This window comes from Listeria sp. ILCC796, from assembly GCF_900186175.1.
GTDB lineage: Bacteria > Bacillota > Bacilli > Lactobacillales > Listeriaceae > Listeria > Listeria goaensis.
Genome location: NZ_FYBV01000002.1, coordinates 23402 through 44781, shown reverse-complemented (window position 1 = coordinate 44781; position 21380 = coordinate 23402). Strand labels below are relative to the sequence as shown.

At 40.8% G+C, this 21380-nt stretch carries 26 protein-coding genes; 18 read left to right on the top strand and 8 right to left on the bottom strand.

What is annotated here, in order from left to right; all coding sequences use genetic code 11:
* Positions 1–6: 6 nt before the first annotated feature.
* Positions 7–744 carry an oxygen-insensitive NADPH nitroreductase gene (nfsA, locus tag CFS04_RS02895; protein WP_088809120.1) on the top strand — a complete coding sequence of 246 codons (738 nt, stop codon included), beginning with the start codon at positions 7–9 and terminating at the stop codon, positions 742–744.
* Between the two features lie 44 nt (positions 745–788).
* Here nfsA and CFS04_RS02890 read toward each other — a convergent pair whose 3' ends face one another.
* The 3 genes from CFS04_RS02890 to CFS04_RS02880 all read right to left on the bottom strand — a co-directional run bounded on the left by CFS04_RS02890 (position 789) and on the right by CFS04_RS02880 (position 2211).
* Entirely contained in the window at positions 789–953 is a 165-nt protein-coding gene (locus CFS04_RS02890; RefSeq protein WP_088809119.1) for a lmo0937 family membrane protein, read from the bottom strand.
* A gap of 65 nt (positions 954–1018) precedes the next feature.
* Positions 1019–1489 (bottom strand): low molecular weight protein-tyrosine-phosphatase, encoded by a 471-nt coding sequence (locus tag CFS04_RS02885; RefSeq protein WP_088809118.1) that lies wholly within the window; start codon positions 1487–1489, stop codon positions 1019–1021.
* Entirely contained in the window at positions 1486–2211 is a 726-nt protein-coding gene (locus CFS04_RS02880; RefSeq protein WP_088809117.1) for an SMI1/KNR4 family protein, read from the bottom strand. Before CFS04_RS02880 ends, CFS04_RS02885 begins: the two co-directional genes overlap by 4 nt.
* Positions 2212–2394: 183 nt before the next feature.
* Between CFS04_RS02880 and CFS04_RS02875 the strand changes: the two genes are divergently transcribed.
* The 5 genes from CFS04_RS02875 to CFS04_RS02855 all read left to right on the top strand — a co-directional run bounded on the left by CFS04_RS02875 (position 2395) and on the right by CFS04_RS02855 (position 6184).
* Positions 2395–2868: a DNA starvation/stationary phase protection protein gene (locus tag CFS04_RS02875; protein WP_088809116.1), complete on the top strand. Its 474-nt coding sequence runs from the start codon at positions 2395–2397 to the stop codon at positions 2866–2868.
* Between the two features lie 211 nt (positions 2869–3079).
* Positions 3080–3382 (top strand): HesB/YadR/YfhF family protein, encoded by a 303-nt coding sequence (locus CFS04_RS02870; RefSeq protein ID WP_088809115.1) that lies wholly within the window; start codon positions 3080–3082, stop codon positions 3380–3382.
* A gap of 100 nt (positions 3383–3482) precedes the next feature.
* Positions 3483–4622, top strand: coding sequence for an MBL fold metallo-hydrolase (locus tag CFS04_RS02865; protein WP_088809114.1), 1140 nt, complete (start codon positions 3483–3485; stop codon positions 4620–4622).
* Between the two features lie 9 nt (positions 4623–4631).
* Entirely contained in the window at positions 4632–4862 is a 231-nt protein-coding gene (locus CFS04_RS02860) for a DUF3006 domain-containing protein (RefSeq protein ID WP_088809113.1), read from the top strand.
* Positions 4863–5062: 200 nt separating this feature from the next.
* A complete protein-coding gene (locus tag CFS04_RS02855; protein WP_088809443.1) occupies positions 5063–6184 on the top strand; it encodes a M20 family metallopeptidase in 1122 nt (373 codons plus the stop codon).
* A 63-nt stretch (positions 6185–6247) separates the two neighbouring features.
* Here CFS04_RS02855 and CFS04_RS02850 read toward each other — a convergent pair whose 3' ends face one another.
* Together CFS04_RS02850 and CFS04_RS02845 are read right to left on the bottom strand one after the other, a co-directional pair.
* Positions 6248–7453, bottom strand: a complete 1206-nt coding sequence (locus tag CFS04_RS02850) for an MFS transporter (RefSeq protein WP_088809442.1) — start codon at positions 7451–7453, stop codon at positions 6248–6250.
* A gap of 6 nt (positions 7454–7459) precedes the next feature.
* Positions 7460–8128 carry a FadR/GntR family transcriptional regulator gene (locus CFS04_RS02845; RefSeq protein WP_088809112.1) on the bottom strand — a complete coding sequence of 223 codons (669 nt, stop codon included), beginning with the start codon at positions 8126–8128 and terminating at the stop codon, positions 7460–7462.
* 125 nt (positions 8129–8253) lie between these two features.
* Here CFS04_RS02845 and CFS04_RS02840 point away from each other — a divergent pair, with 125 nt between their 5' ends.
* Together CFS04_RS02840 and CFS04_RS02835 are read left to right on the top strand one after the other, a co-directional pair.
* Positions 8254–9306 (top strand): AI-2E family transporter, encoded by a 1053-nt coding sequence (locus CFS04_RS02840; protein WP_088809111.1) that lies wholly within the window; start codon positions 8254–8256, stop codon positions 9304–9306.
* Positions 9296–9739: a GNAT family N-acetyltransferase gene (locus CFS04_RS02835; protein WP_088809110.1), complete on the top strand. Its 444-nt coding sequence runs from the start codon at positions 9296–9298 to the stop codon at positions 9737–9739. The genes CFS04_RS02840 and CFS04_RS02835 overlap by 11 nt, the downstream gene beginning before the upstream one ends.
* A 41-nt stretch (positions 9740–9780) precedes the next feature.
* Here CFS04_RS02835 and CFS04_RS02830 read toward each other — a convergent pair whose 3' ends face one another.
* Positions 9781–10656: an alpha/beta hydrolase gene (locus tag CFS04_RS02830; RefSeq protein WP_088809109.1), complete on the bottom strand. Its 876-nt coding sequence runs from the start codon at positions 10654–10656 to the stop codon at positions 9781–9783.
* 21 nt (positions 10657–10677) lie between these two features.
* Positions 10678–11496, bottom strand: coding sequence for an alpha/beta hydrolase (locus CFS04_RS02825; RefSeq protein ID WP_088809108.1), 819 nt, complete (start codon positions 11494–11496; stop codon positions 10678–10680).
* 136 nt (positions 11497–11632) lie between these two features.
* Between CFS04_RS02825 and CFS04_RS02820 the strand changes: the two genes are divergently transcribed.
* The 7 genes from CFS04_RS02820 (at position 11633) to CFS04_RS02790 (ending at position 16527) form a co-directional block, all read left to right on the top strand.
* Positions 11633–12094, top strand: a complete 462-nt coding sequence (locus CFS04_RS02820) for a DUF4064 domain-containing protein (protein ID WP_088809107.1) — start codon at positions 11633–11635, stop codon at positions 12092–12094.
* Positions 12095–12195: 101 nt separating this feature from the next.
* Entirely contained in the window at positions 12196–12426 is a 231-nt protein-coding gene (locus tag CFS04_RS02815) for a hypothetical protein (protein ID WP_088809106.1), read from the top strand.
* A gap of 165 nt (positions 12427–12591) precedes the next feature.
* Positions 12592–12909: a hypothetical protein gene (locus CFS04_RS02810; protein WP_088809105.1), complete on the top strand. Its 318-nt coding sequence runs from the start codon at positions 12592–12594 to the stop codon at positions 12907–12909.
* Between the two features lie 15 nt (positions 12910–12924).
* Positions 12925–13773, top strand: coding sequence for a PspA/IM30 family protein (locus tag CFS04_RS02805; RefSeq protein WP_088809104.1), 849 nt, complete (start codon positions 12925–12927; stop codon positions 13771–13773).
* Between the two features lie 157 nt (positions 13774–13930).
* Complete coding sequence (gene nagA, locus CFS04_RS02800) at positions 13931–15064, top strand: N-acetylglucosamine-6-phosphate deacetylase (RefSeq protein WP_088809103.1); 1134 nt, start codon at positions 13931–13933, stop codon at positions 15062–15064.
* A 19-nt stretch (positions 15065–15083) separates the two neighbouring features.
* Positions 15084–15788, top strand: coding sequence for a glucosamine-6-phosphate deaminase (locus CFS04_RS02795; RefSeq protein WP_088809102.1), 705 nt, complete (start codon positions 15084–15086; stop codon positions 15786–15788).
* A gap of 16 nt (positions 15789–15804) precedes the next feature.
* A complete protein-coding gene (locus CFS04_RS02790) occupies positions 15805–16527 on the top strand; it encodes a GntR family transcriptional regulator (protein ID WP_088809101.1) in 723 nt (240 codons plus the stop codon).
* 33 nt (positions 16528–16560) lie between these two features.
* Here CFS04_RS02790 and CFS04_RS02785 read toward each other — a convergent pair whose 3' ends face one another.
* Positions 16561–17517, bottom strand: a complete 957-nt coding sequence (locus CFS04_RS02785) for an LCP family protein (RefSeq protein ID WP_088809100.1) — start codon at positions 17515–17517, stop codon at positions 16561–16563.
* A 212-nt stretch (positions 17518–17729) separates the two neighbouring features.
* Here CFS04_RS02785 and CFS04_RS02780 point away from each other — a divergent pair, with 212 nt between their 5' ends.
* From CFS04_RS02780 to CFS04_RS02770, 3 genes are all read left to right on the top strand, one after another.
* The gene (locus CFS04_RS02780) at positions 17730–18794 is read left to right on the top strand and encodes a glycosyltransferase family 4 protein (RefSeq protein WP_088809099.1); all 1065 of its coding nucleotides are present in this window, start codon (positions 17730–17732) and stop codon (positions 18792–18794) included.
* Between the two features lie 129 nt (positions 18795–18923).
* Positions 18924–19832: a peptidase U32 family protein gene (locus CFS04_RS02775; protein ID WP_088809098.1), complete on the top strand. Its 909-nt coding sequence runs from the start codon at positions 18924–18926 to the stop codon at positions 19830–19832.
* Positions 19833–19843: 11 nt separating this feature from the next.
* Positions 19844–21070, top strand: coding sequence for a U32 family peptidase (locus CFS04_RS02770; protein WP_088809097.1), 1227 nt, complete (start codon positions 19844–19846; stop codon positions 21068–21070).
* The last annotated feature ends 310 nt before the right edge of the window (positions 21071–21380 follow it).

The following is a 21380-nucleotide window of genomic DNA, read 5'->3' as shown; positions in this document are numbered from 1 at the left end:
GTTAAAATGAATGAAACGATTGAACAAATTTTAGGGCATTATTCGGTACGTGAGTTTGAAGATAAGCCGCTTTCGGATGAGCAAATTACCTTGCTCGTGAAAAGTGCACAAGCGGCTTCTACTTCCAATTTTGTTCAAGCCTATTCGATTATCGGGGTAAGTGATAAATCGCTTCGCAGGGAACTAGCAAAAATTGCGAACAATACGGGCTACATTGAAAAAACGGGGCAATTTTTCGTTTTTGTCGCAGATTTAGCAAGGAATAAACGCATTGCGGAAGCATACAACGCTTCGGCCGATTCTTTAGAAACAACCGAGAAGTTTTTAGTGGCGGTTATTGATGCGGCGCTTGCGGCCCAAAATATGGCGCTCGCAGCCGAATCGATGGGGCTCGGGGTTTGCTATATTGGTGGAATCCGGAATGATTTGAAGAAAGTGTCGGAGCTATTGAACATTCCGGATTATGCGATTCCACTATTCGGTTTAACAGTGGGACAGCCCGTGCAAAATTCTGCGCCTAAACCGCGAATGCCAGAAGGGTTAATTTATCATGAGAACACCTATAGGAATAAAGAAAAAGAATTGTATTATGCGTATGATGAGATCATTCGTGACTATTACAAGGAACGAACTGGCGGCGCGCGCATTGAAGCTTGGACGGAACAAATTGCAAAAGGCATGAGCCAAAAAACGCGTATGGAATTGAAGGCTTTTATCGAAAGTAAGCATTTAGGAACAAAATAAAAAAAGCGTTAGTGATAAACTCACTAGCGCTTTTTTCGGTTCTATTACTGGTTTCGCTTGTTTCTAGCAGATTGAATTAAGTTCCAGATAATGAGAACTAAAATCACAACGAGGAGGATGTTAATTAAGCCACCTGCGATATGAAAAATCAATCCGATAAGCCAAACGACGAATAAAACGACAATAATTCCCCAAATGATACCTAACATATTAAAACCTCAAATCCTTTGATTGTACGTTAATTAGTACCACAATTTGGCATGCGCCAAACATTTTATAGGTTATGTTTCGTTCGAATCGTTTGTAAAAGTCCTTCTGTTCCCGCTGTGACAAGACGTTCTGTTTCATCAAAATCTCCCGTATAATACGGATCGGGGACGCTCGAACGGTCACTATTTGGTACAAAATCCATCAATTTATAAATTGCGGCTGAGCTGTTTGCACCGCCTAACGCTAAAATATCTTCTAAATTGGCATCGTCCATTCCGATAATGTAATCCGCCGTTTCAAAATCCGCTAAACTAATTTTCCGCGCGCGCATATGACTGAAATCAATTTGATGTTTTTCTAAAACCTTTTGCGTGCCGCGATGAGGGGGATTTCCTAAATTCCACGTACCCGTTGCTGCCGAATCGATTTCGAATTGGTCAGCTAAATGCGCGTCCTCCACTTGCTTTCTAAAAAAGCCTTCCGCCATCGGAGAACGACAAATATTCCCAAGGCATACAAAAATCACTTTAATCATGATGATTCTCCCTTCCATTCCTTCTCTAAAGTCGAAATATCAATACCGCAAGCTTGAAACTGCTGAAAAAGTTCGTTCACAAGAGCTTTTGGTAATTTTCGTCTAAAATATAAAATTTGATTTTCAAATAGCGTAAAAGCATTTTTCGCGTCACCTTCCAAAATAAGCGTCCTAATATGATGTAAAAACCACGGCTTATCTGCTTCGTCTTCAAGCAAGGTCAAAATTTTCCTTCTCCCATCAAAGTCCGCCTGAAGGAGCATCTGATCAAGTTTCGCGTGCCCATAAGTTGTCACATTTTCATATTCAAATGGCTCAAAGTAAAGCTGCGCTAAAAATGTATCAAAGTTTGCGGCAATCGTAAGCGTCTGCAAGGTTTCAAAATCGGCGTATAAAATGCTCGGCAAAGCCGTTTTATAATCAAAACCAAGATAGCGTTCGCCGTCCTTAGAAAAATAAATAATCTTTCCAGAAAGTGGATTTTCAGATGCTGCCGGAGGCTCTGTGATTAAATTGTGCAGGCCAAAAATTTGATAGACTTCCAGAAAATCAAAGCCATAAGATGTTGGCTCGCTCGTTTTAAAATGATTTTTTTGAATGAAGCCGCCATTTTGTTTCGCGATTAGTGCCCGGTACGCCGTAGGTAACTGAATTTGATTTGCCGCTTCAAACGCTTCGATGTCACGCGCTAAAGCAGGCGCCGTTTTGGATTCCAACCACATTTTAAACACCTCCAAATTCCATTATGCTAAAGATTTTTAAACGTTGCAACAATAAATCGTTTAGGAAAATGATTTTGTGGTAAACTTAGATTGTGATACTTTCCACACTAGACAAAATGTGGGGATTAGTTTATAATAATTATTATATAATAGTAATTATAATTTAGGAGGAGAAAAGATATTATGAAAACAATTAACTCGGTAGATACAAAGGAATTCTTAAACCACCAAGTCGCTAATTTAAACGTATTCACGGTAAAAATTCACCAAATTCATTGGTATATGCGCGGACGCAGTTTCTTCACCTTACACGAAAAAATGGATGACTTATATAGCGAATTTGGGGAACAAATGGACGAGGTAGCGGAACGTTTACTTGCGATTGGCGGTAGCCCGTTCAGCACATTAAAAGAATTTTTAGACAATGCGAGTGTTGAAGAAGCACCTTACACGAAACCAAAAACGATGGAAGAGTTGATGGAAGATCTTGTAGGCACGTTGGAACTTCTCCGCGATGAGTATAAGCAAGGGATTGAGCTTTCTGAAAAAGAAGGCGATGATGTTACAAATGACATGCTAATCGGCTTCAAAGCAGAGATTGACAAACATATTTGGATGTTTAAAGCTTATCTTGGCAAAGGCCCTTTGGATAAATAAGGAGAGAAAGATGTGGCGCGCAGTCACATCTTTTTTTTGCACAAACGATGTTATATAACAGAACTTGTATGGGAAAATTGTTATCTAACAAAATGTTTAAAGTTTTGCGAAAAGAGGTATAAAAAAATCAAGCATAAAAGCAGAATGCATGATTAATCATTAAAAATCTGCTAATCTAACTATAAACCATTAAGGAATGAGGAGTGAAATTATGGAAATCAAAGTGACGGAAAATGCCCAAAGCTGGTTTAAAGATGAGTTCGATGTATCAGGCGATAACGGTATTCGCCTTTTCGCTAAATACGGTGGCTCCAATAGTTCCTTGCATCCAGGTTTTTCAATTGGAGTTTCTGCTGCTGTCCCGAACGAAGCCGTTGTAACCGATCAAGAAGAAGGCATTCTGTTCTTTATCGAAGAGCATGATTATTGGTTCTTCAAAGAGCACGACTGGGAAATTGACTATAATCCTGAAACAGAGGAAGTCAAATATTCCTTCACGGAAACGGTCAAGTAAATGCGAAGTTAATGAACTGCAAGCGTAAAGCTTGCAGTTTTTTTAGATTGACGCAAAACGTACGTTCTGTTAAGCTACTAAAACAGGGGGTTTTTACTAGATGAAAAAATTAGTAGTTTTATTTGCTGCACTACTCGTATTATCGGGTTGTAGCAACATGTCCATCGTTTCAGGAGAAGCGGAAAGCAAGGTTTCTTCGGAAAAGTTAGATGGCGCAAGTTTTACATTTTTTGACGTTGGTCAAGGGGACAGCACCCTAATTGAGGCGGACGACGGCACGACCATTTTAATTGATACTGGGCGGAGCGATGACAATCGCATTTTGACGTACTTAAAAGAAAAAAATGTCGAAAAAATTGATTTGCTTCTTTTGACGCATCCGCACGCCGATCATATTGGCAACGCCGATAAAATTATTCAAACATACAAGCCAAAGGAAATTTGGATGGACGGCTTAACTTTTAATAGCTCAATTTATGAGCGCGTTATTGATGCGGCGCTTGATTCCGGAGCGGCATATAAGGAACCCAGAACAGGAGATGAGGCGTCTTTTGGACCGTTTGAACTCTCCGTTTTAAGCCCAAAAACACTTAGTAACGATGCAAATAATGATAGTATTGCAATCAGGCTTACATACAAGGACATTTCGGCGATTTTCACTGGGGATGCTGAAAAGGGGCGCGAAGAGGAGATGGTGGACAGCGGCATCAACCTGAAAGCCGACATCTTAGACCTCGGGCACCATGGTTCCTCCACTTCAAACCAACCTTTTTTCTTGGATAAAGTAGAGCCGGAAGTAGCAATTTATTCTGCGGAAAAGGGGAACAGTTACGGGCATCCTCACGTCGAGGTTTTGGAATGGCTAAAAGAGCGAAACATTCAAACTTACGGAACAGATGTGAACGGTACGGTGACGATTACGACAGACGGACAAACGCTTAATGTGGCTACGGAAAAAGCGGGCACGCCCAAATCCGGAAGCAGTTATAAAGCGGATACGAAACAACGGGCAGAATCCAAAACCGACGAAGGAAAGTCGGAAGAAATGCCAACTTCCATCAATTTAAATACGGCTTCACTAGAGGAATTACAATTTTTACCGCTTATCGGTCCAGAACTGGCAGGCAAAATCATTGCGGAGCGGCCTTATGAAAAGGTTGACGATTTAAAACGGATTAACGGAATTGGTGATGGCATTTTAAGACAAATCAAAGCGCAAGGAATTGCGGTAACGAAGTAGGTGAACAGAATGGAAGCAGTGCTTGACCGAATTGAAGATGGCATCGCGGTGTTTCTTATAAAACCAGATGAAACGGAATTTGAAATTGCACAAGCTAAAATTCCAACCGACCTAAAAGAAGGCGACGCCGTTTTGATTGCAGAAGACGGTACGGTGACAAAAAATGAAGCAGCCACTGCAGCGGCCAAATCGCGTATCGCAGAAAAATTGGAACGCCTTCGGAAACAAAACGGGCGTTGACATGAACGTGTAAGCGCGGTATATTAATAAAAAATCGGACCTCTTTTCTTTGAAAAGAGGTCTCAGATTGTAAGGAAAACTCTAAACTGAAGCAAAACGTACCACGGCACAATCAGACTGAGGTCTTTTGAATAGGGGGATGGATTTTGGAAGAGCAAATTTTGACGTATTTAGAGGAAAATCAGGCGACGTTTGTGGCGATGAGTCACGCGATTCATGCGCGGCCGGAAATTGGGAATGAAGAGTTTTTTGCGAGTCAGCTTTTGGCGGACACTCTTGAAAAAGAAGGTTTCACTTTGAAACGCGGTGTTGCTAGTCATGAAACAGCCTTTATTGCCGAAAAAAGCAGTGGGAAAAAAGGGCCTCGAGTTGTCTTTTTGGCGGAGTACGATGCGCTTCCTGGGCTCGGGCACGCGTGCGGTCATAATCTTATTGGAACGACGAGTGTATTTGCGGCGATTTCGCTTGCGCGTGTTTTGGCGGAAATTGGTGGAGATGTGCTCGTTTACGGTACGCCAGCTGAGGAAGGCGGGCCAAATGGCAGTGCGAAGGGAAGTTTTGTGCGCGAGGGATTATTTGCTAATATTGACGCAGCACTTATGATTCACCCAAATGGGAAAACACATGTTACGGTGCCAGCCCCGGCCGTTGATGTGCTTGATTTCGAATTTATTGGAAAGGCGGCACACGCGGCAACTAATCCGGAGGCAGGAATTAACGCGCTGGATGGCGTCATTCAATTCTACAACGGGATTAATGCGCTTAGACAGCATTTGCCAAAAGATGCGAGCATCCATGGTATCATAACGGACGGCGGTAAAGCGGCGAATATTGTGCCAGATTACGCGAAAGCGCGCTTTTTCGTTCGCGCCGCGAAGCGCAAGAACTTAAATACTTTAACCGAACGCGTTATCCAAGTCGCAGAAGGTGCCGCTTTACAAACCGGCGCTAAGATGAACGCAATTCGTATTCAAAACGGAGTTGACAATGTCTGGGTAAATAAGCCGTTTAATCACCTTTTCGCCGAGATCGCAAAGCAGTTAGATATTCCGTGCGATACAGACGGGGCTGGGGTCGGGTCGAGCGATGCAGGCAACGTCAGCCAAGTCATTCCAACCATTCACCCCTTTATTAAAATCGGACCAGAAACGCTCGTCGCTCACACAGATGAATTTCGCGAAGCAGCAAAATCAAGCGAAGGAGATAAAGCCCTTTTACTTGGGGCAAAATTACTCGCTTTGACTGCGCTACAACTTTACAAGGATAGCGACCTACTTGAAGAAATCAAACAAGACCAGTTGCGCCTTGCGAAATTAGAATAAAATAAGACGGAAGACAGTTGGCCAGTCTCGCCATCTGTCTTCCGTCTTATTTGGCGTGAGCTTTTAAGCATCAAAAATCGTTTTATTGCGAGCCGCGCCCATACCACAAATACAAAAAACGCCAAGTGCGAGCAGAAGAATGATGAGCGGCACCATAAAACTTCCTAGCCAGTCATGCAAAATGCCGAACAAAATCGGCCCACAAGCTGCAAGCAGATAACCAATTGATTGCGCCATACCTGACATATCCGCCGCTTCTTTCGCCGTGTTGGTCCGCAAATTGAAGAACATCATACAAAGACTAAAGGAAGTCCCCGAGCCAATGCCAAGACATACTATCGCAACAGCGAGCACCGCAAGATTTTGAATCGGCAAGAGCAAACCTAAAATGCCAAGAACCATCATTATCGCTGAAAATAAAACGAGTGCGCGCTGATTCTTCATTTTAAATGCAATGATAGGAACGATAAACGTGATAGGCATAATGCCGAATTGCATGAGCGAAAGCATAAAACCACCTTCAGCGCTAGAAAAGCCTTGTTCTTGAACCATGACAGGCAAGAATGCCACCGAAATGTAAAAGACAGCCGATTGAATTCCCATCATTGCCGCAATTTGCCACGCCATTTTAGAATGCCATACATTCCCCGTTTGACTTTGTTCCACTACATGCGTCTGTTCCAATTGGGCTCGTTTGGTTGAAAGTTGTGGCAGCCAAATTAAAAGAGCCACCGCCACAAAGCCAGCCCAAATAAAAAGTGTCGCCTGCCAATTGCCGCTGAGCTGAGTCGCAATAGGAACACTTAAACCAGAGGCAATCGCCGCAAATAAGTTCATTGAAATGGAATAAATTCCAGTCATCATGCCAAGTTGAAACGGAAACTCTTTTTTGATTAAACTAGGAATAATCACATTTCCAAACGCAATCCCAATCCCGATAAAAAGCGTGCCGACAAGCAAAAAAGTTAGATTGCCGATAGGACGAATGATACTGCCAAGTAAAATCATAAGTAGCGTATAAAAAACGAGTTTTTCAACCCCTGTTTTTTGACTAATTTTTGAAACAAAAGGAGAAATAAGCGCAAACGCAATGAGTGGCAGAGTCGTTAAAAATCCTGCCAGCGTATTCGAAATAGGCATGCTTTCGCGAATATAATCGAGCAGTGGACTGACAGCCGTGAGCGGCATCCGCAAATTGACAGCCACCAAAACGATGCCAGTCATTAAAAATATCTTTTGATTGCGTGCAACCTGTTTGTTTTCTAGCATAACCAATTAAAACCCCTCATCTGAAATTCTATTTTTGTAAAGTGAAATGTAGGAATCCACCTCATGTTGTGCTTTTTTGACATCTTGATGTGAAATAGCCTCAACTAATGCCTCATGACTATTCAAACGATCTGCCTGAAGCAACGTCGAGTGCATAATGGAGGTGTGAATTTTATCAAATAAATGTGCATAAATATCCGTGAGGAGCGCATTTTTCGAACAAAGTGCCATAGTATGATGTAACGCCATATCCGCTTGAATAAATTCGTCAATATTAGCCGCCTGCTGGCATTTTTTCACAAGCGTATAAAGCGACTCAAGATCAGCTTCCGTTCGCCTAGCACACGCAAGAGCCACAATTTCACTCTCCAGCGCATGTCTAGCTTCAAAAATTTCGAGCAAAGAAGACCTCGAAACACGCTCCTCCAAAACAGCTTGAAGCGGACTATTCGCCACAACAAACGTCCCGTTCCCTTGACGTACTTCTAAAAGCCCCATTTGGGATAAAGCTTGGACGGCTTCCCGGAGAGTATTTCGACTAATTTTCAAGTCTTCCATCAAATGTTTCTCACTCGGAATTTTATCGCCCACTTGCCATTCACCTGAATGGATTTTTTCTTCAATAAAGGTATAAACTTGTTTACTAAGCGTTGTTCGCTCAATTTTCGATTTCATAAAATCCCTCTTTCAATTAAAGGTAGGATGATAGGCTTATTGTAAAGGAATTTTAAATGGTTGTAAATAGCGATGAGGAAGGAGATGTGCTATCATTGAAAGTATTGAAGAGGAGGAATGGCGAAATGGAATGGTTCGCACAGTTCTTAAAGAAAGACACCCCGAGACGACTTTTTGTTTTTGTCATTCTTGGCGTGCTCATTTATTTAGTTCGCAGTATGATAGATTTAATTTTACTCACGTTTATCTTTGCGTTTTTAGTCACAAGGCTCGAAAATGTGATTTTAAAGCGCGTTCGAATTCCGAGACGACTCATTGTTATTTTTTTGTACATACTCGTTGCCGCGCTTTTATATATCGCGATTGTTTATTATTTGCCGATTCTTATCCAGCAAATTTCAGATCTCGTGAATATGCTCGTTGCCATGTATAACCAGCCGGGCGACAATACGATGGTAAATTGGATTGTGGATTTGTTGAAGCAATCGAATATACAGAAATATTTAGAAGCTAGCGTGGAATTTGTTATCGCATCATTATCAGGCATTGGTGCCATTGGGATGTCCTTTTTCTTAGCGCTCATTTTAAGTTTGTTTTTCTCGCTCGAAAAAGAGCGTGTCACGCAGTTTACATCACAATTTTTCACAAGCAAAATTGGCTTTATTTTTAAAGATTTCGCTTATTTTGGAAGCAAATTCGTTTCAACATTCGGTGTCGTATTAGAAGCGCAACTTCTTATTGCACTTGTAAACACATTTATTACGACGATTGCCCTCTATCTTATGGGCTTTCCGCAGCTTCTTAGCTTATCCATCATGGTTTTCGTACTCGGCATGATTCCTGTTGCAGGTGTCATTATTTCTTGTATTCCGCTTTCGATTATCGCGTATTCTATCGGCGGGTTTACAGATGTGTTTTATATCTTGCTCACTGTGGTCATCGTGCACGCCATCGAAACGTATATTTTAAACCCAAAATTAATGTCTTCAAAAACCGATTTACCAGTGTTTTATACGTTTATTGTGCTGATTTTTTCGGAAGCATTTTTCGGCGTTTGGGGGTTGATTGTGGGGATTCCAGTATTCGTATTTATTTTGGATCTTTTAGATGTGCGGAGAACGAGCGAAATACCACGTAAAAACTTTTTCGGTAGGAGGAAGAAAAACGATGATGCGTAAAATCACGGAAAACTACCCGTATGCACTACTTTACGATGCTGATCCATCAAAGGAAATCGTCGCAGATTACTTGGCACGCGGCGAATGCTACGGTCTTTTCGAGCATGAGCAACTCATCGGTACAATCGTTTTACTAAAAACCCGCCCCAAAACCATTGAAATCATGAATATCGCTATTTTGGAAGAAAAAAGGGGCTTAGGCTACGGAAAAAACCTCATTACGCAGGCGATTAATATCGCACAAAAATACGGCGCCAGAACAATTGAACTCGGAACAGGCAATTCCAGTATGAGCCAGCTCGCGCTCTACCAAAAATGTGGATTCAGAATGACACATATCGAAAAAGATTATTTCACGAAACATTACCCCGAACCCATTTTCGAAAATGGCATTGAATGCCGCGATATGATTCGCCTATCATTAAACTTGTAAAAGAAAAATCACGCCAGGCCGGCGTGATTTTTTGCGTTATCTTATCCGTTTGAAATCCATAAAAAGTCGCCGATAACAGCATCGACTTCCGGGTTTTCATGCAATTTGCTATGTTCAGCATTGCTGCCTTCAAAAACCTTTTCTTCATAGTTTAAAATATCCGAAAAAATGAATTTCCCAGAAAGCGCGCTTGAAACAGGGACGCTCCCATCACTTTTTGTGCCATCCAATTTATCACCAGCAATAGTGTATACTTCGAGCGATTTAGGAATCGATGCTTGATGTTGAATAAAATTCGCATAGCGTTCCGTTTCTGTTTTTGGTCCTGTATCCGTCAAATCATATGCGCTGTTACCAATTGCTAGCCCGTTTAGCGGGGCGCCAATTAAAACGAGCTTTTCAAGCGTCGGGTATGCGGCGTCATTTCCAGTTTGCTCCACATAATTTGTCAAACTAACGCCGCCCATCGAATGCCCGACTGCATTCATCTTTGTAATATGGTAGTCCGATTTTAGCGCTTTACCTACCGTTTTCAACCATTCCGTCTGATTGACCATCGAACTTTTATTATTTTCGAATAAAACTTGAATGAGTGGATTATGACTAAATTTGTCATAGTTACCCGTAATATCAAGTGTGCCGTCTGATTTAACCGTAATCACAAGTGATTTCGTTGCATCATTTTGTGATTCGAGTCTCTTTATCATGCCACCAAGTGAATTTTTTGTGCCTGCGTAGCCATGAACAAATAGTGTCGGAATAGCGATTTCACGAGGCTTTTTCACATCAGCTTTCGCTTTAACCGTTTGTTTCGCCTTATTGTCATCCGCATTCCGCTTATCCATCGTTTGAAAAATAAAACTAAAACCTAAAAAAAGGAGACAGAGTGCGAGTATTAAAAAGATGATTTTTTTCATATCGAAGAAATTCCTCCATTTTTATTTTCCAAAAAGAAATGGAATAACTTGCTTGTCAACAGCAGGGAGTTCGTGCATATTGCTATGCGTCGCATCCGGCTCTTCTATAACATGTGTCGTCACTTTTTGGTTTTTAAAAAGTGTTTTCCCATACAGTACGCTGTCCACTTTTACTTCCCCGTCACTGTTCGTGCCGTCTTCTATATTACCAGCAATAATCAAAATCGGGATATTTTCGGGTAAAACTTTCGCCATTCTCGCGGCAAAATTTGAATGGACTTTTTCCTCGTTTCGGATATCAACTTGCTCATCGCCGTTTATGTACTCTTCAGGGTAAAGTGGTACGGCCAAAAATACAACTTTATTAATGGTCGGGTAGTTTGGATCTTTCGAATACGATGCTAAATATGCCTCCCAGACACCACCGCCCATCGAGTGCGCCACTGCATTGAATTTTGTAATGTGTTGGTGCTTTTGCAAATAAGCCATTACCTTTTTCATCCACATCGCTTGCTGCGTAATAGTTGCGCGATTATTGTCAAATACAACATTAATAAGCGGATTCTTAGCGCTAGAGTTATATTCACCTTCTGTTGAAATTTCGCCAATTTTGCTGACATGGACAATCATCGCATCCGTTGCGACATGATATTTTTGGTCAAAACGGCGAATCATGCCATGAAGTGAGCGATCCGTTCCGTGATAACCATGAATGAAAATCGTTGGAACTCCAGTGCTTACAGCTTCAGGCCTTACTGGATTTAGCTGGATTAGCGAGAAAATCGCTCCTACAACACATAAAATCGGCACTAGATAAGCTAAGAAAATTCGCTTCATCATGCGAGTTCATCCCCCTAATTCAAAGTCTGATTTGATTATACATGCTTTTAAATGAAATTGCACTTACTTAAAAACTTGGAATAACAGAACATTTAATAGTATACTGAACTAGTAAGAGAGTTAGGAGGAGTTTATTTTGATTAAAAGAACAGGTGAAGTGGTTTTAACCAGTATCGGTCTAGCTTTATCTCTCATTTTACAAGGCCTCATGACCTACTATGCTTTCGCTTTTGTAAACTCAACTGCTACACAAAGCGGGCGTGAGATATTTATAGCAAACTATGAAGAAACATTACAGAAATCGGGGATAAGTTTGGCTGATGCGCCGTCCAGTACGCAGTTAATTGATGTGCTAGGCAAGTATTCGATTTTTCTCCTTGTCTCTTTAATTGTAGTCATCATTTTAACAGCACTAGGCTTTATTTTCATTGTTGGCAATAAAAAGCCCGTTCTTGCCGGCTTCTTATTCCTATTCGCGGGTCTTTTCGTTGTCGCATCAACTTTCTTGGTAGGCTTCATTCCAGCCTTGCTATTCCTGATTGCGGCAATTATGTGTTGGGTACGCAAGCCAAAAGTTAGCCCATTTGATTCATTTTAAGCACATATACATAACAAAAACGGTACTTTTTAAGTATCGTTTTTGTTTGAAAAAATTTCCAAACGGGAAAGAATCAAATGGATAATAAGGAGGTGCGGGTTTTGCGAAAAAAATCTAGCTTAGCGCTAATTGGTGCCGTTTCTGGAGCTGTGGTTGGCGTATTATCTTATATCGTTTACCGGCAACGAACGAATGATCCTTTTGACAGTGTGAATGACATTCGAAAGAAATATGAAGAGGAAGAAGAGAAAGAAACCGAAATTGAGGCAGAAAATATGGTATCCGAAGGCGCGATGTCAAGCGTAAATTATGCAAATAGGTCGCAAGAGTAATAGTGAAAAGTGGTATTAACGTTTGTTTAATGCCATTTTTTTCTTGTTTTTTTTAGCAAAAGGGAAGTAAGCCTATAGTCTGATTTGAAGTTCCTTCTATAGTTGCTTATTTTTGTTGAAAATTCGCGTTATGATGGATACAGTTAAAGTAAGGAGGCAAAAATGATGAGAGGCATAATCATTGCGATACTCGTTGTCATCTTAATTGGTCTAATCTTAACGCTATTATGGCCTGCAATTATGGCAACACTCGGAGCCGTTTTAGGTTTCTATTCGCTTAAAAAATTACTTGAAACAAAATCAGTCGGTGAAAAAGTCGTATACGGTATACTTATTGGTATCGGAGCCTTAATGATTCTTACAAATTTAAAAGGCGCAATTGTTGTCCTAGTCATTGCAGCAATTGTTTACTTCCTAACTAAAAATAACCGTAATAAACGAAATGATAACAACGATACATTTGATTACCCATATAACAAATAATTGGAGGAGAACAAAATGGCAAATTTCTTTGATAAAATGAAAGAATGGAATAAAGAGGTCACTAAGAAAATTGATGAGCGCGCTGAAAAACGTCGCAGTTCGGTAACATATTACATGGATAAAACAAAAGCTGAAATGAAAGACGCAGAACGCATGGTTGAAAAACAACGCGAGTTAAAATCCTTATTTTATAAAGAGTATAAAGAAATGGAAACTTATGTTGAAAAGCGCCGCCGCCAAGTAGAAATTGCTGAGGAAGCTGGCGAAACTAAGCTTGCTGAATTTGCAAAAGCAGAAGTGGCACAATACGAAGAACAATTAGAAACAACAAAAGGTCACTATGAACAAGCTTCCAAACAATTAGAAGATTTAGAGCTCCGCATGCATGAAATGCGCTTAAAATGGAAAAACTTAAAAACACAACACTTAGCTGAAATGGCTGAAAAAAATGCTGCTGAAACTTCAGAAAAAATGGACAAAGTAATCCATGATATGAGCTGGGGCAGCGTTTCTGACTATCACGAAGCACAAAAACAACGCGATCTAGCTGAAGAGGCAAACAAAAAAGCAGATATGGCTAAAGAACTTTCGCAATCCTTTGATGAGCTGATGGATGAACTTGAAAAGAAAACAGCCAAAAGCAAAGAAGTTATTAAAGATAAAGCGCAAGACTTTACAACGATGGTAGATGACATCATCGAACGCGAAAAACAAAACTTCAAGAAAAAAGATCAAGCATCCATGGAAGAACTTCTAAATGATCTTGAAAAAGAATCCAAGAAAAAAGAAAAGGACGACAACAAAGAAGTCTTAATTCCGGAACTTGAGAAAAAAGAAGAAGAAAAAAATAAAGACAAAAAATAATCATCGAAACGTATCAAGCTAAAACCACCTTACTAGGTGGTTTTTTAGTTGCTTAAATTCTCTCTTTAAGGGTAAAAAGAAAAAGGATAAGTTGCTTTTTTTGAAAAAAGCGGTATAATAATTGGTATAGACCGATTGAGAATAGGAGGCTTTCGTAATGACTGTAAAAGTAATTACAAATGCAACAATTTATACAGGAAAACTCGTTTTGGAAGATGCTTACATGCGTTTCGACAAACAAGTAGAGGAAATTGGTTCCATGAGTAACTTTAAGCCAAATGGCGGAGAAGAAATCATCGATGCCAAAGGACAAAAAGTTGTCCCCGGTTTTATTGATGTTCACTCACATGGTGGTTACGGTCATGATGCGATGGACGCTGATCCAGTAGCACTCAAAAAACAAGTTCGTGGCATGTTAAACGAGGGGATTACAACGTATTTTCCTACAACGATGACGCAGTCGCACAAAAATATTGAAGCAGCATTAAAAGTAATTGGCGAAGTAGCAAAAGAGGAGCCAGTTATCGGTGGTATTCATTTAGAAGGTCCATTCGTTTCTGTTGTATTTAAAGGTGCTCAACCTGAAGAATACATCCAAGCTCCAGACCTTGAACTGTTCAAAAAATGGTATGACATTTCAGGCGGGCTAATCAAAGTGGTGACGTATGCCCCAGAACATGAAACCTCTCCTGCTTTTGAAAATTTATGCCAAGAACTCGGTGTTGTTCCTAGTGTCGGGCATTCCAATGATGTGCGCGAGCATTTGAAAACCAGTAAGGCAACCCATGCGACACACCTTTACAATGCCTGCCACCGAATGACGCACCGCGAACCTGGTGTTCCGGGTCACGTTTTACTCGAGGACGGCATTCAGGCGGAGCTTATCGTTGACGGCATTCATGTTAACAAAGACATGGTTAAGCTAGCCTATAAAATGAAAGGCGCACACGGTATTTCACTTATTACGGATTCGATGCGTGCGAAAGGGATGCCAGAAGGGAAATCTGAACTCGGCGGTCAAACGGTTATCGTGAAGGATAAACAAGCGCGTCTTGAAGACGGAACACTCGCTGGAAGTGTGCTGACTTATGACGATGCTTTCCGCAACATGATTAAATTTACGGGCTGCTCAATTGAAGAAGCGGTACTTATGAGTTCCGTCAATCAAGCAAGAGAGTTTAATTTAATCAAAAAAGGTGGTCTTGAAGCAGGGAAAGACGCTGACTTTAACCTTTTTGATGATGCCCTAAACTTAACTGCCACATATTCTTATGGTCAAAAAAACGTTTAATTGAGAGGAAGAAGTAAACATGCAACTTATTAAAACAGCAGACAAACTAGAAGGTTCTAAAAAAGGCCTAGAAATTATTGAAACAGCAATCCGAAATGGTTCTGTGAAAACGTTAGGGCTTGCAACAGGAAGCACACCTGAATTGTTTTACGGAGAATTCATTAAAAGTGACGTTGATACAAGCGATATTACAACTGTAAACTTAGATGAGTATGTAGGTCTTGCAGCAGACGACCCAAACAGTTATCATTACTATATGAACGAGTTACTATTCTCTAAACGAAAATTTAAAGATAGTTTCTTACCTGACGGCGAAGCAACAGACGCTGAAGCTGAATGTGCACGTTACGAAGAAATTTTAAATACGCACCCAGTAGACATTCAAATTTTAGGTATTGGAACAAATGGTCATATTGGTTTTAATGAACCTGGAACTTCTTTCGATTCTTTAACGCATAAAGTTCTTTTAACAGAATCTACGCGTGAAGCAAATAAGGTTCACTTTGAAAAAGAAGAAGATGTACCAACACATGCTTACTCCATGGGGATTAAATCGATTATGAATGCGAAAAAAATCATTTTGTTTGCGTTTGGAGAATCTAAAAAAGAAGCGATTAAAGCAACTATAAACGGATCTGTAGATGTAAACTGCCCAGCTTCCGTATTACAAAACCATCCAGATGTGACAATTATTGTGGACGAAGAGGCGGCTTCACTTCTATAAAAAAGAGGGCTGAAAAATGATCGATAAACAATCGGGAATTCCAATTTACATTCAAATCCAAGCCGAAATTAAACAAAAAATTGAGGCGGGTGTTTGGCAGGTCGGGACAGCAATCCCGGCCGAACGCCAACTGGCAGAAATGTTTCACGTGAGTCGTATGACGGTTAGGCAAGCCATTCAAGGTCTTGTCGATGATAATATTTTGCAAAGGCGCGTCGGGGCTGGCACGTTCATTGCGGAAAAGAAATTGACTGAACGACTCGAAGCAGTAACAAGTTTCACTAATTTAATGTTGCAGGCAGGAAAGAAGCCTTCCACGCGCATCGTTTCTTACGGTATTCGGCCTGCTAGTACGCAGGAGCAAGAAGCACTAGCAATACCAGAAAAAAGCAATGTTATGAAAATTGAACGGATTCGTTACGGAGACTCAGTTCCCATTTTATTCGAAGTAGCAACAATCCCTGAAAATATTGCGGCGCTTCTTACAAAAGAGGATATTATGAATTCGTTGTATGAAGCGGTGGAAACAAAAATTGGTCAGCAAATTGGTGAGGCAGAACAGACTATGGAGGCAGCGCTTGTTTCAGAAAAGGTTGCGCCCTATTTGGATGTAAAACTAGGTTCACCGGTTATGAAACTCAGACAAATTACATTTTTAGAAGATGGTCGACCATTTGAGTTTACTCGCTCGCAATATGTGGGGAGTAGATTTCAGTTTGTAGCTAAAGTTAAACAATAAAAAGAACTTCCTCACGGAAGTTCTTTTTTTGTCTTATTTCATTTCAAGATTTTTAGCTAGTTCATCGTGCAGGCGTGCTCGTTCGGCGTCGGATACGACATAGTACCACGGGCCGCCATCAACACGGCTACCTTCACCTTTGACTTGGAGGTTTTCGATATTAGATAGTGCGCCGCGATAATCTTTCGCGATACGTGTAATATCGTTCATTGTAAAGTCGGTTTGAATGTTGTCGCCAATGGCATTTAAAATGCCGTCAAAGCGCCAAATAATACCTGTACTTAATGCTTTCTCAGCAACAGCAGACATAACTTGTTGTTGCCGTTTTTGACGCCCAAAGTCGCCTTCTGCATCAGTTTTACGGATTCGTACATACGCTAACGCATCTTCACCGTCTAAATGAATTTTTCCTTTGTTAAACACCTTTTTGCTACCATCAGCCGATTGTGAGGCAAGCGTCAGACCGTCTTTATCATTGACAACATCGATACCACCCACTGCATCGACTAAATCGCGGAAGCCTTCCATGTTAATCTTGATGTAATAGTTGAATGGAATGCCGTTTAGAAACTGTGTTGTTGTAGCGTCCGTCATTTTAACACCGCCATAAGCATAGGCCGCATTAATCTTATGCGGATTTGAATCGTATCCAGGAATGGTGGTTTTTGTATCACGCGGGATACTCAACATTTGAATTTTATTTGTATTCGGGTTTACAGTTGCCGCAATAAGAGTATCTGAACGCCCTTTATCACCAGCGCGTTCATCGACGCCTAGAATTAAAACAGAAAAGGGTTGTTTCTTTTCTAAATCAACACTAGCGTTTTCTTTTCCTTCAATTGGGGTATGAATTTTATTAAAGGTTGATGTTGTTTTCCAGTAAGCGTAGCCTAAGTACCCAGCAATTCCGAGAACAAGAACTAGCAAGATTGTAAGAAATATTTTTAAGCCTTTGCGCTTTTTCTTTTTATTAGATCGCAAATTGTTCATCCTTTCTTATTCAATACTTTCATTTTAATACAAATTAAGTCTAACGTCAGCTTTTTTAGGAAAAAGTCGAAAAATCGACACAAATTTTAGCATTTAGTATAAAATTAGTTTACTAAGCTTTAAAGAAGAGCTTAAGATTTAGGATTTACGTTGTTTTTTTAAGCATAACGACGTATAATAAGTACAGAATTTAATGTAGGGGAGGCCTTGCCTTGTTACCTTCGATTGTTATCCTTTGTCTGATTGCATCAATCGTGTTAACGCCGCTAGTGCGACAAGTCGCTTTATATTTTGATGTGACGGATAAACCGGATAAAAGACGTGTGAATGTACGACCAATTCCTAGCCTTGGTGGTCTGGCTATTTACATAAGCTTTTCAATTGGGCTTTTTTTACTCCCGATTGATAAAACCTTCATTTGGCCACTTTTTCTAGCTGGTACGATGATGATGATAACAGGATTTATTGATGATTTATTTGAAATTAAAGCACGCTATAAATTAATTGGCCAAGTTTTAGCCGCGTTTATTATCGTTTTTTGGGGCGGAATTTCCATAGAATTTATTAATCTGCCATTCGGCGGGGAAATTCATTTTGGCATTTTCAGTGTACCGCTAACGATTTTATGGATTGTTGCCATCACGAATGCAGTCAATCTTATTGATGGTTTGGACGGTTTGGCAGCGGGTGTTTCTACAATTGCGCTGGTTACAATTTTAGGCATGGCCTTTATTATGTCAGACCCAATTGTTATTTCGATTGCCGCAATTTTAATTGCAGCAACTTTAGGTTTCTTACCATATAATTTTAATCCAGCGAAAATCTTTATGGGCGATACGGGCGCGTTATTTTTAGGCTTTATCATTGCTGTATTATCGGTGATGGGCTTTAAAAATGTTACGTTTGTTTCCCTGATTGTGCCAATTTTAATTTTAGGTGTGCCTATCTCGGATACGATTTTTGCGATTATTAGAAGAGCTGTCACCAAACAGCCGATTGCAATGGCCGACAAATCGCATATTCACCATCAATTGATGAATTTAGGCTTCACACATCGGCAAACCGTTATTTTAATTTACGCGATTGCAGCACTATTTTCACTGTTTTCATTCATTTTTACTATGTCAACGATTTGGGGCTCCATCTTGCTGATGGGCGTACTTCTTCTCCTCGTTGAAATCTTTATTGAATCGCTCGGCTTAATCGGTCAAAACTACCGACCAATCATGAAACTACTACGAATTGAACAAGCACGCGATGATGACAATGAATCTTAAAAAGCTAGGCTTCCCTCGGGGCCTAGCTTTTATTTTGGCGAAAACAACATACTTGCGAAGTATTGCCCGTATGGCAGACTTGTGATACATTATTCATTGTAAGTTAAAAGGAGAAGAGGAGAATTAAATATGGAAATTATTGCGACAGCAGAATCAGCACTGCAAGCCGAAAATTTGCTTCGCGCCGGAGTCGATACGCTCTATATTGGAAATAGTCGTTTCGGCCTTAGATTGCCAGCTTCTTTTTCAAATGAGGAATTAGAAGAAATCACGAACTTAGCCCATTCTTTTGGGAAAAAGGTGATTGTGGCGGTGAACGCTTTGATGCACAATGAGCACGTCGAAGAGATTCCGGCATTTTTAAAAGCGCTTGATAGAATGGCGGTAGATAAAATTGCTGTAGGGGATCCAGGCGTTATTTTGATGCTTGAAGAGCTGGAATTATCTGTGCCATTCATTTATGATGCGCAAACTTTTGTGACGAGCGCCGAACAAATTGATTTTTGGGTAAAACAAGGGGCTACTGGTGCGGTACTCGCACGCGAATTAACTCGGCCGGAAGTCGCGCAAATTGCGGCACGCCTAGATATTCCCGTAGAAGTGCTTGTTTACGGGCCAACTTGTATTCATCAATCGAAACGAAAGCTTGTCACGAATTATTATAATATAGTTGAGCTTGACGAGAGTGCTGACAAGACGCGGGGGCTTTATTTACGAGAGCCAAATGATGCGGACAGCATGTTGCCGATTTATGAAGATGAAAATGGAACGCATATTTTTAGTACAGAAGATATTAGTATGATGCCCTATTTGGAGGAGCTTTTTGACGCTGGTGTGACAACGTGGAAGCTCGATGGGATTCTTTTGCATGGCGCGGATTTTGTTGCGATTGCGAAGCTTTTTGTGGAAGCAAAAGAGGCGCTCATGGCGGGGAATTTTATTGCGGAAACATTTGTTAACCGTTTAGCAAATCTGGCTCCAGATACACGTGAACTAGGTGCTGGGTTTTATTTGAAAAATCCGGATGAAGTCAAGTAGGGGGAATATTGATGAAGACAACATTAAAAAAACCTGAGGTGCTTGCACCAGCGGGGAATTTAGAGAAGTTGAAAATTGCGATTCGCTACGGAGCGGACGCTGTATATATTGGTGGACAGGCATTTGGGCTTCGCTCACGTGCCGGAAATTTTAGTTTTGAAGAAATGCAAGAAGGCGTAGAGTTTGCACATGGTCACGGGGCAAAAGTTTATGTCGCAGCGAATATGGTTGCCCATGAGGGGGATACAGAAGGCGCGGGTGAATTTTTCTTAAAGCTACGCGACATTGGTATTGATGCAGTTATCGTGTCCGATCCTGCGCTCATTCAAATTTGCTTTGATAGCGCGCCGGGACTCCCGGTTCACTTATCAACGCAAGCATCAGCCACGAATTACAAAACGCTTGAATTTTGGAAAAAAAGAGGGCTTGAGCGTGTCGTTTTAGCGCGCGAAGTCAGCATGAAAGAAATTCGCGAAATCGGCGAAAATACGAATGTTGAAATGGAAGCTTTTATCCACGGAGCGATGTGTATTTCTTATTCAGGTAGATGTACACTTTCGAATCATATGGCGAATCGTGACGCAAACCGCGGTGGTTGTGCGCAAAGTTGCCGCTGGAAATATGATTTGTTTGAGATGGACCACGGAAAACCACAAAACTTGGTGGACGACGACGAGGAGCCATTTTCCATGAGTGCAGTGGACTTGTCAATGATTCGCTTTATTCCTGACATGGTGGACGCTGGCGTCGATAGTTTGAAAATCGAAGGCCGAATGAAGTCCATTCATTATGTGTCAACGGTTGCGAGTATTTACCGGAAAGTGGTAGATGCTTACTGCGCAGATCCGGAAAACTTTGAGTTTGATCCAGCGTGGGAAGATGAGCTTTGGAAAGTGGCGCAGCGCGAACTTTCAACAGGATTTTTCTACAAAGAACCAACAGAAGATGAGCAGCTTTTCGGAAAGACGCGGAAAATACCGCAATATGCTTTTGCCGCGCAAGTGCTTGATTATGATGAAAAAACGAAGATTGCAACCTTGCAACAGCGGAATAATTTCGGCGTCGGTGATGAAATTGAATTTTACGGGCCGAGCGATACGGGCTTTAAACAAGTGGTGCGTGAAATCTGGAATGCAGACGGCGAAGCAATTGACCGAGCACCGAATGCAATGATGACCGTTAAAATGGTTGTAGATAAACCAGTGGAAGCATTTTATTTTATGAGGAAGAAGAAATAAAAAGGATGAGGATATCTGTTATGGATATCTTCAGCTTGTAGAAAGACTCTAAACTTAAGCCAAACAAAACATACTATGCACAATCAGACTGATGACAAATGATGAGATTTTCATGGATTGCCGAGTACCGCACCGGAGCGGAACGGAGGCAAGAACTACGAAGATTGCTGTTTGTCACCAGTCTGATCTTTTTTTGTATAAAAAAGCCTAAACGATAGATTTAGCAATCTTTTGTAATTTTTATTTTGAAATAAAATCAGTCTGTTTTGAGCCTAAATCTCCATAGAATGGACACTATTTTTCAGAATTT